We start from the raw sequence: 13,080 nt of genomic DNA, 5'->3' as shown, positions 1-13,080 counted from the left end.
CGGACCTACCAGGCCCCGACGTTCGGCATCGAAACCCACGGTTCGGCCGGCGGCAGGTCGCCGTCCTGCAGAAGCTCAATCGAGATATTGTCGGGTGAGCGCACAAACGCCATGTGACCGTCGCGCGGGGGACGGTTGATGGTCACCCCCATGTCCATCAGTCGCTGGCAGGTCTCGTAGATGTCGTCGACCCGATAGGCCAGGTGGCCGAAATTGCGACCGCCGCCGTATTCCTCGTCGTCCCAGTTGTAGGTGAGTTCAACCAGGGGAGCCTTGCGCGCCTTAGCGAGCTCCACGTCCTCCGGAGCGGCGAGAAAAACCAGGGTGAAGCGGCCCTTCTCATTCTCCATGCGATACATTTCCTGGAGGCCCAGCCCCTCGCAGTAGAACCGCAGGGAGGCCTCGAGATCGCGGACGCGGATCATCGTGTGCAGGTAGCGCATGGGGTTCTCCTGGAAGTCGGTTGATGGCGATATAGGCCCCGCCCCGCCGGCGGCAATCCCTAAACCGGCTCACGCTCCCGGGTTTGACGACGCCAAAGCGCGGCGTACTCCCCGCCTGCGGCCAGCAAGGCCTCGTGACGACCGCGCTCGACAATCTTGCCGCGTCGGAGCACGACGATCTCATCGGCGTCGGCGATCGTCGAGAGACGGTGGGCCACCACCAGGGTCGTGCGGCCCGCCCTCGCCTTGCGGAGCGTCGCCTGGATCGCCGCCTCGGTGCGGCTGTCGAGCGCGCTGGTGGCCTCATCCAGGACTAGCACACGCGGCTGGGCCAACAGGGCGCGGGCGATGCCGACCCGCTGGCGCTCGCCGCCAGACAGCTTAAGGCCCCGCTCCCCGACCTTGGTCGCCATGCCTTCCGGAAGGCTGCGGATGAAGTCGCCCAGCTCGGCCGCCTCGGCCGCCGCCCAGACCTCGTCTTCACCGACCTCCGGCCGCGCGAAGGCGATGTTGGCCGCGAGGGTGTCGTTGAACAGCGCCACATCCTGCGGGACCAGAGCCACGGCCTGCCGGAGCGAGGTCTGGGTGAGCGCCTTGAGGTCGTGACCGTCCAGCGTGACGCGCCCCGCCTGGGGATCGATCATCCGCAGGGCGAGCCGGATCAGCGTGGTTTTACCCGCTCCAGACGGCCCCACGATGGCTACGGTGGAGCCGGGCGCTATAGCGAGCGAGACATCGCTTAGCCCTTCAGAGCGTGCGCCGTGGCGGAACGAGACCGCCTCGAAGGCCACGGCCCCGCCCCGCTGGTCGGCGCAAGGCGGCAGGTCCTTGGCGTCCGATGCATCGGCCACGTCGGCGGATTGGCGGCGAAGGTCCAGCATCGCTTCCATGTCGATCAGGGACTGGCGAATTTCGCGATAAGCGAACCCAAGGATATTCAACGGACCGTAGAGGTTGATCAGGATCAGTACGGCGGCGGTGACATCGCCGGGCCCCATCCGGCCGTGCGCCGCCTCCGATCCCGCCAGCACCGCCATGACGCCCAAACCGATGCTCATGACCGCCGACTGAACGAGGTTGAGCAGGTTGAGGGACTGCACCGCCTTGATGTTGGCCCGGCCATAGACGTCCAGCGCGCGCTCATAGCCGGCGATCGCCCTCGCCTCGCCGCCGAACGACTTGACTGTCTCGTAGTTCAAGAGGGCGTCGACCGCGCGACCGGCCGCCTCGGCGTCGGCCTCGTTCAGCGCGCGACGGTGGCCGATCCGCCAGTCCGAGATCGCGAAGGTCACGTAGCCATAGATGGCGACCGTCACCAGCGCCACCGCAGCGAACCGCCAGTCATAGGCCTTGGCCAGGACCACCGCGGCGAGGATCAGTTCGATTCCGGTCGGCGCGAGGTTGAACACCAGACTGCGAAGCAGAAAATCCATCGACCGCGCGCCGCGATCGATGACCCGCGACAGAGAGCCGGTGCGCTTGGACTGATGAAAGTCGATCGAGAGCGATAGGGCGTGCGCGAAAGTCTCGACCGCCGCGCGGGTCTGGGCCGCTTGGGCGACGGGCGTGAAGATCGTGTCCCGCGCCTGAGGCGCAGCCGCCGAAATGAAGCGCACCAGAGCCCAGCCGGCCGCCAGCGCGCCGAAGGCCAGGGTCACCGCCACCGCCGCGCCCTGCCCTGCCGCCAACTGGTTCACCGCCGCGCCCAGCATCAGCGGCGCCAGCACGCCCAGGACCTTGCCCGCCAAGGTCAGCAGCAAGGCCACCGCGACGCGCCAGCGCAGGCCAGGAGCCCGAGACCGCAACACGAGTTGAACCAGGTCCCGCATCGCCTTCCAGAAGCGGACCGGCTGATCCGCCTTGGCGATGGCCCCGGCGATCGCTTCACGCCCGGGACGGGGCGGTCCGCCCATCCCCCTCATCGACGATTGCCGTGGAGCAGCAGAGTGGTCTGGACGCCGCCGCCAGGCGTCACCCAGTCGATCCGCCAACCCGTCGCGAGCCGCTCGGACCGAACCGGACCGGTTGTTAGGGCCAAGGGGGGCGTTGCGGGAATGGTCACCTGATCCTCCCCCCCCTCGCCGCCGACCTGGATGTCATGCGGCGCGCGCGACAGCGGATCCTTGAGCGCCACGAAGAACCGGCCGTCGTCATCGGCGCGGCCTCCGCCGCTGACAACGCGATCGACCCGAACGTTGAGACCCGCACCCGGCGCGGCGATACCGGAAACAACCGCGCCGCCCGCGCGGTCAATATCCACCGTCAGGATCCTGGGCGCGCTGGAGGCGGGCGCGAGACGCCACGCGCCCGCCCCGGCGCGCAACAGGGCGACGTGCCCCTCCTCGGAGACCATGACGTAACCTTCAGCCTGAACGGTCCGCCCTTGGCGGGTCATCGAAAGGCCGAACAGGCGCACGCCAGGTTGGATTGGAACCACGACGCTCCATCGCCCCTCGGCCCCGGCCTTGCCGACAACGACTTCGCCATCCGGTGAGCCCAGCCGCACATCGGCGTCCGGCAGCGCTCGTCCGACCAAGGTCAGCCGCGCACCCGTTCGCTGCACGCTTTCAAGGGCGGGCGGCGCCAGATAGCCCGCCTCGGCGCTGTCGACCTTCTCGGCGCGCCGGGGGTCGCTCTGCAAGCCGGGATCGCACGCCGTCAGGGCCATTGCGGCGGCCAGCACCATCGACGACTTGAAACCCAGGGAGCGAATCCTGATCATGCGGCCTCAAATAGGAACGAACCGGTGGCGCGCGATCCCCGTGCGCCATTGTCTTTTGTGGAGTGGACGACGATGTCCCACGAGTCCAGGCGCCTGAACGCCGTCTGCGTCTATTGCGGCTCGTCGAACGACGCCAATCCCGCCTACATCGAAGCCGCCTTCAACATCGGCGGAAGCTTCGCCAAGGCGGGCTTGAAACTGGTCTATGGCGGCGGCGGCGTCGGCCTGATGGGAGCGACCGCCCGAGGCGCTCACGCCGCCGGTGGCGCCGTGCTCGGGATCATTCCGACCTTCCTGCGGGGTCGAGAACAGCCTTTCGATGACGTGGAAACCGTCATTGTCGACAGCATGCACGAGCGCAAGATGATGATGTTCGAGCGCTCGGACGCCTTCGTCGTCCTGCCCGGCGGGATCGGCACCCTGGAAGAAATTGTCGAGCTGCTATCTTGGCGCCGTTTAGATCTTCACCAGAAGCCAATTGTGTTCCATAACCCCGGCGGCTTTTGGGATCCGCTGTTCGCCCTGATCCGGCACACGATCGATCAAGGCCTCACCCCGCCCGATCTCGCGAACGCTTGGCGTTCTGTCGAACGGGCCGAGGACGTTATGCCCGCCCTTCTGGCCTGGGATACCGAAATCTACCAATCGGGCGCGCCAGACACGCTTCGGCGCTTGACTTAGTTTTCAAAGAAAACGAACTATGCCCAAAGGTGTGCGACGCTCCCGATCGCGCGCTCATGCGCCGGAACTCCCATCCGGCGCGGGGATAGGAGACTGTAAGAATGCGTACCGCCATTTTCGCGGGCCTGTTGGCCTGCGCGCTCGTCACGCCGGTTTTCGCCGCCGACACCGAAAGCGCCTCGCTCAAGCTGAAGACCGCCGCTACGGCCGAATCGTTCATTCATGACGGCTCGGCTTGGCGCTGCGCCGGCGACGTCTGCACGACGGCCAAGGCCCGCTCGCTGCCGGCCGCCCGCGCTTGCCGCAAGCTCGCCGCCCAAGTTGGCGAACTGACCGCGTTCACCTATCGCGGCGCAGTGATCGAGGGCGACGCCCTGGCTGATTGCAACACTGCCGCCAAGAAGGGCTGAGGCCTTTCCTTGGACGACAACGCCAAGGCCTCCGCACAATGTGGCGGAGGCCTTTTTCTTTGCCCAAATGGCGCTTCCCTATTTTCGCCCTGACTTCGGCGACGAGGATTTCGGCGGCTTCGAACTCTGCCGGCCACCCACCAGCATACCGCCCAAGAGGGCGAACGACAGCATAGCGTGGTTCATCTTCGATACGTTCATGACGGCGTCTCCCAGACATGGCCGTTGGCACCAGGAGACGCGCGCGGCTTACAGGGGCTTGCACCCTCCTAGTCGTCAGCGCGTCGTCGCCAAGAATGCGACCATGACACTTCTCCGCAAGCAAAATTAATCCGTATAGGGACCATATCCGCATGCGGACGAGCGCTCGAAAGCCACCGAGGCGGGGCCGCTATTTTAGTCCGTACACGTCTCATATACGCATGGACCTTACGGCTATTGGTTTTGCGGGAGGCGAAGTCCCGGCGCGCGAAAATGCGCCCTCGATGATCTTGGCGCATGAAAAAGCCGCCCGCGTCGCGATGACGCAGGCGGCTTCATCATTTCAATCCGTTGGTCCGTAGACGCCCTTAGGCGGCCGCGTCGAACGACAGGGATTCGTAGCGCTTCAGGTGGTGATCAACCGAGCCGAACAGCCCCTCGATCATCGTCGCGCGCTTGAAATAGTGACCGATGGCCAGCTCGTCGGTCATGCCCATGCCACCGTGGATCTGGATGGCGTTCTGACCCACGAACTTGCAGGCGCGACCGATGCGGACCTTCATAGCCGAGACGGCCTTGGCGCGCTCAGCGGCGCTTTCGCCGACCTTGATCGTGGCCATGTAGGTCATCGACACCGACTGCTCGACCTCGATGAACATGTCGACCATCCGGTGCTGAAGCACCTGGAAATTGGCGATGGAGGTGCCGAACTGCTTGCGCTGCTTGGCGTAGTCCAGAGTGCCCTCATGCAGCTTGCGCAGCACGCCAACAGCCTCGGCGCCGACGGCGGCGATGGCTTCGTCCATCACCTGCTCGACCAGGGCCAGACCGCTTTCCGAGATCAGGGCGTCAGCCGGAATCGAGACGTTCTCGAAATAGACTTCCGAGGCGCGGTTGCCGTCGACCGTCGGGTAGTCGCGGGTCACGACGCCCGGCAGGCTCTTGTCGATGATAAACACGCCCACGCCGCCGGCGTCGCGCTGGGCGCCGCCCGTGCGGGCCGTGACGATAAGATGGGTGGCGAAGGGCGCGCCGATGACCACAGCCTTGTGACCGTTCAGCACCCAGCCCGAACCGTCCTTCTTGGCCGTCGTCTTCAGGTCTTGCCAGGTGTAGCGGGCCTGGGGTTCGGCATAGGCGAAGGCGATGGTGGCCGAACCGCCGACGATACCCTCGATGACCGACGCCGCGCCGGCGTAGCCCGAGTGCTTCATGAAGCCGCCGCCGATCACGACGGTGCCCAGATAGGGCTCGATGACGAGCGCCTTACCGAACTCTTCCATGATGATCATGTTGTCGATGGCGCCGCCGCCCAGGCCGCCCAGCTCCTCGCTGAACGAGGCGCCCAGGATACCCAGCTCCTCGGCGAAGGCCTTCCAATAGTCGGCGCGCCAACCCGCGTCCGAGCTGACGATCTTGCGGCGGGTGTCGAAGTCGTACTTGTCCTGCAGGAAGCTCGCGACAGAGTCGCGGACCATCGACTGCTCTTCGGTGAAGTTGAAATCCATCCCTGGGTTTCCGTTCTTTTTGATTGTCATCCCGGCCGCAGCAAAGCGGAGCGCCGGGATCGGCAAAGTCAGTGAATTGGGCGGTCCCGGGTCACGCCTCCGGCGCGCCCGGGATGACAGCCCGCGCTAGAGTCCCAGAACCATCTTGGCGATGATGTTGCGCTGGATCTCGTTCGAACCGCCGTAGATCGACGTCTTGCGGACGTTGAAATAGGTCGGCGCGGCGCGGTGCGCGAAGTCAGGGCCGATCGGATGGGCGTTGTCGCCATCGGTCGGGAAGCCGCGGAAGTACGGCGCGCCGTAATGACCGGCGGCCTCCAGCACCAGTTCGGTAATCCGTTGCTGGATCTCGGTGCCCTTGATCTTCAGCACGCTGGACTCCGGACCCGGACCCTTACCCGAGGCTTCGCCGGCCAGGGTGCGCAGTTCGGTGTACTCCAGCGCGGTCAGGTCGATCTCGAGCTCGGCGACCTTACGCTTGAACATCGGATCCTTGATCAGCGAGTCGCCGTCGTCGCTCAGTTCGGTCGAGGCGATCTGGCGGATCCGCTCGATGCCGCGCTTGGAACGCGCCACACCGGCGATACCCGACCGTTCGTGAGCCAGCAGGAACTTGGCGCAGGTCCAGCCCTTGTTCTCTTCGTAGATGCGGTTCTCGACCGGCACCTTGACGTTCTCGAGCCAAACCTCGTTGACCTCGTGCTCGCCACCCAGGGTGATGATCGGACGCACGGTCACGCCGGGCGACTTCATGTCGATCAGCAGGAACGAGATGCCTTCCTGGATCTTGGCGTTCGGGTCGGTACGGACCAGGCAGAAGATCCAGTCACCGTGCTGGGCCATGGTGGTCCAGGTCTTCTGGCCGTTGACCAGATAGTATTCCTTGCCGTCATCGCCGGTGAAGCGCTCGGCCTTGGTCTTCAAGCTGGCGAGGTCAGATCCCGCGCCCGGCTCGCTGTAGCCCTGCGACCACCAGATGTCGCCCGACAGGGTCGCCGGCAGGAAGCGTTCCTTCTGCTCGGGCGTGCCGAAGGTGTAGATCACCGGGCCGACCATGTTGATGCCGAACGGCAGGATCGGCACGCAATCGGCGCGGGCGGTTTCTTCAGACCAGATGTAACGTTGGACCGAGGTCCAGCCCGGACCGCCGAACTTCTCCGGCCAGGCGGGGGCCACCCAGCCCTTCTTGGCGAGAACGCGGTGCCAGGAGAGGAAATCCTCCTTGGCCATCTCCTCACCTTCTTCCTGCTTGTCGCGCAGCCCGGCCGGATAGTTCTCGGCGATAAAGGCGCGAACCTCGTCGCGGAAAGCGAGGTCCTCGGGCGAGAAGTCGAGATTCATGGCGAGCTCCCGTTCAATCGACCCCTCGAATGGGGGCCGTTATTGCGTTTCGGGAGTCATGATATGGCTCGAACGCCCGTTTGGAAAGATGACGTTAGCGTCAACGGAAATGAATATTATCCGCGTTCACTTAGACACCCCCAAACGGTCCTAGCGGACCTCGCAAGCGAGCTTCACGAGCGCCAGCGCCGAGACGCCGCCAACGCCCTCCTCATCGCCGACATCAAGAGACAGGAGCGGCCGCTTTCCCAGCGCCTCCAGCAACTTGGCGTGTCCGGTCACGGGCCCCGCATGGGCGGCTAGACAATGGTCGATCGCCGTAGGTTCAATGGCCCGGACGATCGCGGCCGCAGCGCAGGCGGCGTAACCGTCGAGCAGGACCGGCACCTTCTGGACGCGCGCGGCCAGGATCGCGCCCGCCACGGCGGCGGTTTCGCGCCCGCCCAGCTGGCGAAGAATTTCAAGCGGGTCGTCGCCCATGCCCTCGGCCCGCGCACGGGCGACGGCGGCCGCGACCGGCTCGGGATCATCCGACCAGTCAGAGGCCTCCCCGCCGAACAGGGCCAGGCAAACGGCGGCGGCGGTGCGCGCGGGCTCGGCGACGATGACGCCGGGGATCAGCAGATCGGGCTGCTTGGCGAGGGCCTCCATCCCGAACGCCATGGTGGCGGCCGCCTCCTTCTCGCTCATCGAGGCCTTGGTCACCATGTCCGGCGAAGGGCGATCAATCGCCAGGTCGAAGGCTTCCAGGCCCGCGCCCTGGACGCCCGCGAGGCGCGAGACAGTCGCGCCCCCGGCGGCGATGGACTCCAGACGCTCGCGCGCCCAGCCCCGAGGCCCTACGCCCTGACGGGCGCCGGCATAGAGCGCGACCACCGGACGATTGACGGCGGGCGGGGTCTTGCCGGTCCAGGCCGTCAACCAAGCCGAAATCTCGGCCAGACGCCCCCCTTGTTCGAGCGCCGGCGCCGGCCCCGGCTGCGGCGGGGAGATCGCGAGTTGGCGAATATCGGCGAAGGGAGAGACGGTCTGGTCGGTCATGGGGCGGACTTAAACCGGTCCGCGTCCAAAGCAAGCCCCATCCCCCGCCAAACCCTTGCGCGCGCGCCGGCGAACAGGAATGCTGATGAGCATGACGACGAACGCCCAACCGCCACGCCCTATTGTCACGCCCTGTGTGAAGGTCTGCGCGGTCGACGGGGCCTCGGGCTACTGCCTGGGCTGTCGTCGAACCCTGCCCGAGATCGCCGGCTGGGCCCGGCTCAGCGACGCCGAGCGAGACGCGGTGATGGCCGCCCTCCCCGATCGACCCGACCCGATGGTCGCTCTGACGGCCGCATCGCAAGCGTCTCGCTAGCAATCCCTGATCATAGCGCAGGCGAAATGAATACCTTGTGCGAGAAAATTCCCGAGCTTCGCCCTCCTCAGGAATGAGCACAAAGTAAAGACTCGCTATGTTATTGATTCAGTAACCAAACCTCAAAATTCATCTGACCGATTCATTCATTGAAAACGCCTCGCCGCTAAACATACAGGCAACGATCGCAGAAGCGGTCTCAAGGCCTACAAGGCAGGGTGTCTTCTATGTTGAGGTTCGTGGCGATCGCTCTTGTGGGGGCCCTGTCGGCGGTTGGCGCCGCGAAGGCGGTTGTCTCCCTGGACGACTTGCGACATCCGGACCTGCGCGCGCCCTCCGCCGCGACGGCCACCCTGGGCGGAGCCGAAGGCGGCGCGGCCCAATTGACCAAGGACAGCGACGGCCACTTCTGGGCCCAGGGCAATGTCGACGGCAAGGCCGTGCGGTTCCTGGTGGACACCGGCGCGACCGCCGTCTCACTCAGCATGGCCGACGCCCAGCGCCTGGGCATCGACACCACCCGCCTCACCTACGACTACAACGTCATCACCGCCGACGGCCGGACCCGCGCCGCCGCCGTCAAGTTGGCCAGCGTCTCGATCGCCGGGGCGCGTATTCGTGACGTCGACGCCCTCGTCATCGAAAAAGGTCTCGAGAACTCGCTGCTGGGCATGAGCTATCTGGGCCGCCTGTCGCGGTTCGAGGCCACCCAGACCTCGCTGATCCTGCACCCCTGACCCTATTCCGCCGCAGGGGCTGACCGCTCTTCGCGCGACGCCAGAGCGACGCGAACCGCCTCCAGGGCGCGATCCACCACGTCCAGACCCGCGCCGGCCTTGACGCCCTCGACCGTGAGTATCCGACGCCACGCCCGCGCGCCGGGCAACCCGTGGAACAATCCCAGCATGTGGCGGCTCATCGCCGCCAGATGCGTTCCAGCCGCCAGTTCCCGCGCCAGATACGGCCGATAGCGCTCGACGGCCTCGAAGCTGTCGACGTCATCGACATCCAGCCCGAACACTCGGCGATCCACCTCGCCCAACAAACCTGCCTCGTGATAGGCCGCGCGCCCCAGCATCACTCCGTCTACGCCGTTCGCCAGATGCTCCAGCGCGGCGTCAACGCTCGCCACGCCGCCATTGATGGCGATCGTCAGGGCCGGACGCTCGCGCTTCAGCCGATAGACCAGTTCATAGTCGAGCGGAGGAATGTCGCGGTTTTCCTTTGGCGACAGCCCCTGGAGCCAAGCCTTGCGAGCGTGAACGATGAAGGTGTCGATCCCCGCCGAGGCGCAGCGGTCGACGAGCGTGAAGAGGCTTTCTTCGGGATCCTGGTCATCTACGCCAATCCGGCATTTCACCGTGGCCGGGACCCGTACGGCGTCTTTGATCGCCGCCATACACTCAGCCACCAGGTCCGGCTCACGCATCAGGCAGGCGCCGAAACGGCCGCTTTGAACGCGATCCGAAGGACAGCCGACGTTGAGGTTCACCTCGTCGTAGCCGAAATCCTCAGCGATCCGAGCGGCCTGCGCGAGGTCGGCCGGATCCGATCCGCCAAGCTGCACCGCGACCGGGTGTTGGCCGGGATCATAGCCCAGCAGCTTCTCCCGATCGCCATGCACCACCGCGCCGCTCGTGACCATCTCGGTATAGAGCAGCGCGCGCGACGAGAGCCCGCGGTGCAGCGACCGACAGTGCCGGTCGGTCCAATCCATCATGGGTGCAATAGAAAATCTATGGGCTTGATATTCCAGGATTTTACCCTTAAAAGACAAGGCGTTATCTGACACTCAATCTCCGCAAAAACACGAAGAAATTCGCAGTTTTTCTCTAAGCTACGCTCGCTCTCCGCACCGGATTTGCACGCGCCATGGCCACCATTCTAAAACAAAAGTCCGGCCGCTGGCGCGCTCAGGTTCGCCGCAAGGGCGGCTATGTGAGCGAGACCTTCGGCCTGCGCAAGGACGCGGAAGCCTGGGCGCGCCAGATCGAGCGTGATCTGGACCTTGGAATTTCCCCCACCGCGCGCGCGCGCGACACGATCCAGACTTTCGGCGACCTCGTGGATCTGCACATCCGCGACATGCAGAGCGTGGGCAAGCCCATCAGGCGGACAAAGGCCTTTAGTCTCGACGCCCTGAAAAAGCAGCTTGGCGCAGTGCGGATCGCCGATCTTGACCGCGAGGCCCTCATCACCTTCGGTAAGGCCCGCGCCAGGGCCGGCGCAGGGCCGATGACGCTGGGGATCGACCTTGGCTATATCCGCACCCTGCTGGCGCACGGCGCGTCGGTCCACGGACTGCCTTATTCGCCCGAGCCGGTGGCTCTGGCGCGCCAGGCGCTACGCCATCTGGGGCTGGTGGGAAAAGGACAAGAGCGCGATCGCCGGCCGACGCAGAGCGAGATCGAGCGTCTGATCGACTACTTTCGGGGGCTGAACGGCCTGACCATCCCGATGGGACGGATCGTCAAGTTCGCCATCGCCACGGCCATGCGCCAGGAAGAGATCTCGCGGGTGACCTGGGAGGATCTTGATGCGCGCCACAAGATGCTGCTGATCCGCGACCGCAAGGACCCGCGCCAAAAGCAGGGCAATCACCAGAACATTCCCCTGCTCGATATCAGTGGCTACGACGCGTGGGATTTGATCGAGGAACAGGCCCTGCATCTGGGCCATCGGACCGGGCGCATCTTTCCCTATAACAGCCGCTCGGTCGGCGCTGCGTTTCGACGGGGCTGCCGTCACCTAAGGATCGCAGACCTGCGGTTCCACGACCTTCGGCACGAGGCCACCAGTCGCCTGTTCGAAGCCGAATTCAAGATCCCCGAGGTGTCTTTGGTCACCGGCCACAAGGACTGGAAGATGCTGCAACGCTACACCCATATCCGGCCTGAAGATTTGCACGCTATCGGCGCACGTCGGCGTGCGCTGCGCGAGGCGGCCACGACGTGAGCATCGGCGATCACCGCGCCGCGATCAGGGTCTAGGCGGTTCTGGTGTGCGCCCGTGAACCCAGGCCCCTTGGCTTTGCGCCACCGATCGACCCGGGCCTCTGCGATGGGGGTCCTTGGCGGCCGTCCACACCAAGGCTTGGTCGGGCGCGCGCTGCGCAACGGTGAACGGATGCTTGGTCGTTCGGGGCAGATTCAGCGCCGACTTCGGCGCATTGATTTGCAACGGCGCCTTGACCGGCGGGGGTTTGGTGTGGACGACGCGGCTGGCCTGGTCGGGATCATCGACGGCTCTGGAGACCCCGGCGCGCCGGCCTTCGACGACAATGGGTTGCTCGGCGCAGCCCGCCTCCATGGATAGGGCTGGTCTTGGCTCAAGCCTCTTGTGGACGCCGCCCAGGGGCGCGGCGGTTTGAGGGTCGTTCCCCTTGCACATGGTTGCGCCCCTTTGTCGGATGAACCGCCATCAAACGCCCCGCGCCGACCGGCGGTTCATTGGGGGTCTACCCGATCGCGACCCAAAGCGCGGGCTTGGGCCTAGCGCTGCTGTGCGCCAGACCCTAGCTTCACCCCATGCCCCCTCGCCTTCGCCCGACCGCCCGTGTCCTGACCGCCAAAGGCTGGCTGGGCCTTGGCCTCCTGGCCTTGCTGGGGAGCGTCACGGTTTTCGGGCTGCTGATGGCTTAGCGCCAGAGCTAGCAAACCCAGAAGACATGGACTTCGTCATGGGCGGTCTCGACGGTGAAGACCTCGCCGTTCAAGCGTGCGTCGCGCGCCATGGCGTCGTAATCGATGTACCCTCGCAGAGCCTTCGGGATGTCGACCGTCTCCTCGGTCAGGGCCTGGACGCAATCGGCCAGGCTGGAGAAGCAGCCGCGATACTGCCCCTCAAGCGCCGTGTTCGCCGCCGCCAGATCGCCGCCGACCTCGGCCAGGACCAAAGCGCCCAGCCGCCCATGGGCCCGCAGAAAGCCTGCGATCTCGACCACGCGCGCGACGCTGGCGTATTCGGCGATCTCAAGGCCGCAAAAGTCCTCATGGTCGTGGATCGCAAATTCCTCGGCCGCCGGCTGGGGCGAAGCCTGAAGCATCCGCGCGATGGCGCTCCAGACCTGCGCTTCATCCTCGACCGGGATCCACGCGCCGTGCAGAACGCCCGCGTTATAGGCGGCCAGGCACGCCGCGTAGATGCGCGGCGTCAGGGCGACAGAGCCGGCCTTATCAGTCGCTTGTCCCATGATCTTCATCCTTCAAGACAGGGGTTCGTACATTCGAACCCTTGCCCGTCGGCGAGACCGGGGGTGCAAGCGGAGGGGCGGCTTCGCGGGGACCCGGCTGCAGGTCGGCCAAGCCGACCGAAGCTGGGCGGAAGCCGATCCGAAGCGCGCCGGGGGCGGCGCCCCAAGCCCCGGCTTTGGCTGACGCCAAAGCCCATCGAGGTCATGAAGCCCGCCAGGAGACCG

The 13,080-nt window shown here is 65.7% G+C and carries 15 protein-coding genes; 5 read left to right on the top strand and 10 right to left on the bottom strand.

All coding sequences use genetic code 11. The annotated features are described in order from the left end of the window. Window positions 1-5 precede the first annotated feature (5 nt). From CA606_RS08510 to CA606_RS08500, 3 genes are read right to left on the bottom strand one after another with little or no spacing between them, the layout of a single operon-like run. Window positions 6-443 (bottom strand): VOC family protein, encoded by a 438-nt coding sequence (locus tag CA606_RS08510; RefSeq protein WP_096051528.1) that lies wholly within the window; start codon window positions 441-443, stop codon window positions 6-8. A gap of 59 nt (window positions 444-502) precedes the next feature. Next, complete coding sequence (locus CA606_RS08505) at window positions 503-2,434, bottom strand: ABCB family ABC transporter ATP-binding protein/permease (RefSeq protein WP_096051529.1); 1,932 nt, start codon at window positions 2,432-2,434, stop codon at window positions 503-505. After that, window positions 2,362-3,165, bottom strand: coding sequence for a hypothetical protein (locus tag CA606_RS08500; protein ID WP_096051530.1), 804 nt, complete (start codon window positions 3,163-3,165; stop codon window positions 2,362-2,364). Before CA606_RS08500 ends, CA606_RS08505 begins: the two co-directional genes overlap by 73 nt. 72 nt (window positions 3,166-3,237) lie before the next feature. Between CA606_RS08500 and CA606_RS08495 the strand changes: the two genes are divergently transcribed. Both CA606_RS08495 and CA606_RS08490 read left to right on the top strand, forming a co-directional pair. Further along, a complete protein-coding gene (locus CA606_RS08495) occupies window positions 3,238-3,846 on the top strand; it encodes a TIGR00730 family Rossman fold protein (RefSeq protein WP_096051531.1) in 609 nt (202 codons plus the stop codon). A 101-nt stretch (window positions 3,847-3,947) separates the two neighbouring features. After that, on the top strand, window positions 3,948-4,256 hold the full coding sequence (locus CA606_RS08490) for a CC_3452 family protein (protein ID WP_096051532.1): 309 nt from the start codon (window positions 3,948-3,950) through the stop codon (window positions 4,254-4,256). A 78-nt stretch (window positions 4,257-4,334) separates the two neighbouring features. Here the strand turns inward: CA606_RS08490 and CA606_RS08485 are convergent, their stop codons facing one another. From CA606_RS08485 to CA606_RS08470, 4 genes are all read right to left on the bottom strand, one after another. Then, window positions 4,335-4,472, bottom strand: a complete 138-nt coding sequence (locus CA606_RS08485) for a hypothetical protein (RefSeq protein WP_181242894.1) — start codon at window positions 4,470-4,472, stop codon at window positions 4,335-4,337. Window positions 4,473-4,825: 353 nt separating this feature from the next. Then, window positions 4,826-5,965, bottom strand: coding sequence for an acyl-CoA dehydrogenase family protein (locus tag CA606_RS08480; protein WP_096051533.1), 1,140 nt, complete (start codon window positions 5,963-5,965; stop codon window positions 4,826-4,828). A gap of 126 nt (window positions 5,966-6,091) precedes the next feature. Continuing rightward, the gene (locus tag CA606_RS08475; protein ID WP_096051534.1) at window positions 6,092-7,306 is read right to left on the bottom strand and encodes an acyl-CoA dehydrogenase family protein; all 1,215 of its coding nucleotides are present in this window, start codon (window positions 7,304-7,306) and stop codon (window positions 6,092-6,094) included. Window positions 7,307-7,456: 150 nt separating this feature from the next. Continuing rightward, window positions 7,457-8,347 carry a nicotinate-nucleotide--dimethylbenzimidazole phosphoribosyltransferase gene (locus CA606_RS08470; RefSeq protein ID WP_096051535.1) on the bottom strand — a complete coding sequence of 297 codons (891 nt, stop codon included), beginning with the start codon at window positions 8,345-8,347 and terminating at the stop codon, window positions 7,457-7,459. A 91-nt stretch (window positions 8,348-8,438) separates the two neighbouring features. On the opposite strand from CA606_RS08470, the gene CA606_RS08465 reads away from it, so the two are divergent. Beyond that, window positions 8,439-8,663 (top strand): DUF1289 domain-containing protein, encoded by a 225-nt coding sequence (locus CA606_RS08465; protein ID WP_096053822.1) that lies wholly within the window; start codon window positions 8,439-8,441, stop codon window positions 8,661-8,663. Window positions 8,664-8,881: 218 nt separating this feature from the next. Then, complete coding sequence (locus CA606_RS08460; protein WP_096051536.1) at window positions 8,882-9,400, top strand: TIGR02281 family clan AA aspartic protease; 519 nt, start codon at window positions 8,882-8,884, stop codon at window positions 9,398-9,400. Window positions 9,401-9,402: 2 nt separating this feature from the next. Here the strand turns inward: CA606_RS08460 and dusA are convergent, their stop codons facing one another. Then, window positions 9,403-10,383, bottom strand: coding sequence for a tRNA dihydrouridine(20/20a) synthase DusA (dusA, locus tag CA606_RS08455; protein ID WP_096051537.1), 981 nt, complete (start codon window positions 10,381-10,383; stop codon window positions 9,403-9,405). Window positions 10,384-10,535: 152 nt separating this feature from the next. Between dusA and CA606_RS08450 the strand changes: the two genes are divergently transcribed. Beyond that, window positions 10,536-11,618: a site-specific integrase gene (locus CA606_RS08450; RefSeq protein WP_096051538.1), complete on the top strand. Its 1,083-nt coding sequence runs from the start codon at window positions 10,536-10,538 to the stop codon at window positions 11,616-11,618. 24 nt (window positions 11,619-11,642) lie between these two features. On the opposite strand, the gene CA606_RS08445 is transcribed toward CA606_RS08450, so the two are convergent. Together CA606_RS08445 and CA606_RS08440 are read right to left on the bottom strand one after the other, a co-directional pair. Further along, window positions 11,643-12,053 carry a hypothetical protein gene (locus CA606_RS08445; RefSeq protein WP_181242852.1) on the bottom strand — a complete coding sequence of 137 codons (411 nt, stop codon included), beginning with the start codon at window positions 12,051-12,053 and terminating at the stop codon, window positions 11,643-11,645. Between the two features lie 259 nt (window positions 12,054-12,312). Next, window positions 12,313-12,855 carry an antirestriction protein ArdA gene (locus CA606_RS08440; RefSeq protein WP_096053823.1) on the bottom strand — a complete coding sequence of 181 codons (543 nt, stop codon included), beginning with the start codon at window positions 12,853-12,855 and terminating at the stop codon, window positions 12,313-12,315. Window positions 12,856-13,080: the final 225 nt, after the last annotated feature.

Origin of the sequence: Caulobacter vibrioides (assembly GCF_002310375.3) — a bacterium.
In the GTDB taxonomy this organism is placed as follows: domain Bacteria; phylum Pseudomonadota; class Alphaproteobacteria; order Caulobacterales; family Caulobacteraceae; genus Caulobacter; species Caulobacter vibrioides_D.
This window is presented reverse-complemented; position numbering and strand designations above follow the sequence as displayed.

Bases quoted from the DNA above. Each gene is read 5' to 3' on its own strand.
- CA606_RS08495 (WP_096051531.1), top strand. From the start codon at position 3,238: ATGTCCCACGAGTCCAGGCGCCTGAACGCCGTCTGCGTCTATTGCGGC.
- CA606_RS08450 (WP_096051538.1), top strand. From the start codon at position 10,536: ATGGCCACCATTCTAAAACAAAAGTCCGGCCGCTGGCGCGCTCAGGTT.
- CA606_RS08490 (WP_096051532.1), top strand. From the start codon at position 3,948: ATGCGTACCGCCATTTTCGCGGGCCTGTTGGCCTGCGCGCTCGTCACG.
- CA606_RS08470 (WP_096051535.1), bottom strand. From the start codon at position 8,347: ATGACCGACCAGACCGTCTCTCCCTTCGCCGATATTCGCCAACTCGCG.
- CA606_RS08510 (WP_096051528.1), bottom strand. From the start codon at position 443: ATGCGCTACCTGCACACGATGATCCGCGTCCGCGATCTCGAGGCCTCC.
- CA606_RS08445 (WP_181242852.1), bottom strand. From the start codon at position 12,053: ATGTGCAAGGGGAACGACCCTCAAACCGCCGCGCCCCTGGGCGGCGTC.
- dusA (WP_096051537.1), bottom strand. From the start codon at position 10,383: ATGATGGATTGGACCGACCGGCACTGTCGGTCGCTGCACCGCGGGCTC.
- CA606_RS08480 (WP_096051533.1), bottom strand. From the start codon at position 5,965: ATGGATTTCAACTTCACCGAAGAGCAGTCGATGGTCCGCGACTCTGTC.
- CA606_RS08500 (WP_096051530.1), bottom strand. From the start codon at position 3,165: ATGATCAGGATTCGCTCCCTGGGTTTCAAGTCGTCGATGGTGCTGGCC.
- CA606_RS08465 (WP_096053822.1), top strand. From the start codon at position 8,439: ATGACGACGAACGCCCAACCGCCACGCCCTATTGTCACGCCCTGTGTG.
- CA606_RS08475 (WP_096051534.1), bottom strand. From the start codon at position 7,306: ATGAATCTCGACTTCTCGCCCGAGGACCTCGCTTTCCGCGACGAGGTT.
- CA606_RS08440 (WP_096053823.1), bottom strand. From the start codon at position 12,855: ATGGGACAAGCGACTGATAAGGCCGGCTCTGTCGCCCTGACGCCGCGC.